The organism is Paraburkholderia sp. RL18-085-BIA-A (assembly GCF_046027075.1).
In the GTDB taxonomy this organism is placed as follows: domain Bacteria; phylum Pseudomonadota; class Gammaproteobacteria; order Burkholderiales; family Burkholderiaceae; genus Paraburkholderia.
Map to the genome: position 1 here is coordinate 1 of NZ_JARESU010000422.1, position 1,445 is coordinate 1,445.

Here is a 1,445-nt window from a genome sequence, read left to right on the forward strand (position 1 = left end):
CCTTCACCGTCGACAACCGTCCCGACATTGCGCCCGCCCAACGACTGCACGACATCGAGCACCTGGCTCGCATTCAGTCCGTACCGGGCCACCGCGTCGCGCTTGACTATGACACGCAGGTAAGGCTGGCCCGTCGTCTGCTGCGCCGCGACGTCTGCCGCACCCGGCACCCGCGAGATTACAGCCGCAACCCGTTCGGCGGTATCGTGCAGTGTTTGCAGATCGTTCCCGTGAATCTCCACGGCAACATCGGCCTGGACGCCAGCGAGTATGTCGTCCATGCGCATCTGGATCGGTTGCGCCCAATCGAGCGTCAGGCCTGGGACGGCGCGATCCAACGCCGCGGAGTACCTGGTGACGAGCCCGTCCTGGGTTTGCGCCGTCTTCCACTCGGATTGTGGCTTCAGCATGATGAAGGTGTCGCTTTGCTCCACGCCCATCGGGTCGGTCGGAATCTCCGAGCTGCCGCCTAGCGTGACAGCGGACTGCACTTCGGGAAAGCGCATCAGCGTGCGTTCAACCATGGTTTGCGCCTCTACCGCGGACGGCACGGATATGCCGGGCAGCTTCGTCGTCGTGACGGTCAGCGCCCCTTCGTCCAGGCGCGGCAGAAATTCAGCGCCCAGCCTCGTGGCGGCGAAGGCCGCGACCGCGAGCAGCGCGACGGCGAGCCCCATCGTCAGCGCAGGCTGTTGCGCGGCACGCGCGAGAACCGGTTCATAGCGCAGGCGCACCCACTGAAGGATGCGGCTCTCACGCTCTGCAACCTTGCCGCGCAGCAACAGGCTGGCGAGCACCGGCATGACCGTCAACGTGAGGACGAGCGACGCGAGCAGCGCGAAGATAACGGTCATCGCCATCGGCCTGAACATTTTGCCTTCAACGCCTTGAAGGCTCAGTATCGGAAGGTAGACGGCCGTGATGATGAGGACCGCGAACGTCACAGGACGGGAGACTTCTTTTGCTGCCTCCAGCACGAGCGGGCGTAACGGCCGATTGGGCGCTTCGGCGCGCCGTCGCACGACGTTTTCGATCATCACGACCGCACCGTCGACGAGCAGGCCGAAATCGATTGCGCCGAGACTCATCAGATTGCCCGACATTCCCGCACCGTACATGGCGATGACGGCGACGAGCATCGACAGCGGAATCGCCGTTGCGACGATCAGCCCTGCGCGCGCATTCCCGAGCAGCAAAAGCAGCACCGCGATGACGAGCACGGCGCCTTCGACCATGTTGTGAGCGACCGTATGCAGCACCCGGTCCATCAGGTCCGCGCGGTTATAGTAGGGCGCAACTTCGACGCCGGGCGGCAGCGTCTGGTTGATTTCCTTGATCGCGTCCTGCACGCGCTGTGCGACGACGCGCGTGTTTTGCCCGATGCCCATCAGCACGACGCCGACGACGGCTTCGCCTTTGCCGTCACGCGTGACCGCGCCGAGCCG

The 1,445-nt window shown here is 64.7% G+C and carries 1 protein-coding gene; it reads right to left on the bottom strand.

Going from position 1 to position 1,445, the window contains the following annotated elements:
- Positions 1-1,445, bottom strand: a 1,445-nt coding sequence (locus tag P0D89_RS52945) for an efflux RND transporter permease subunit (RefSeq protein ID WP_408379618.1), incomplete at both ends; no start/stop codon positions are given.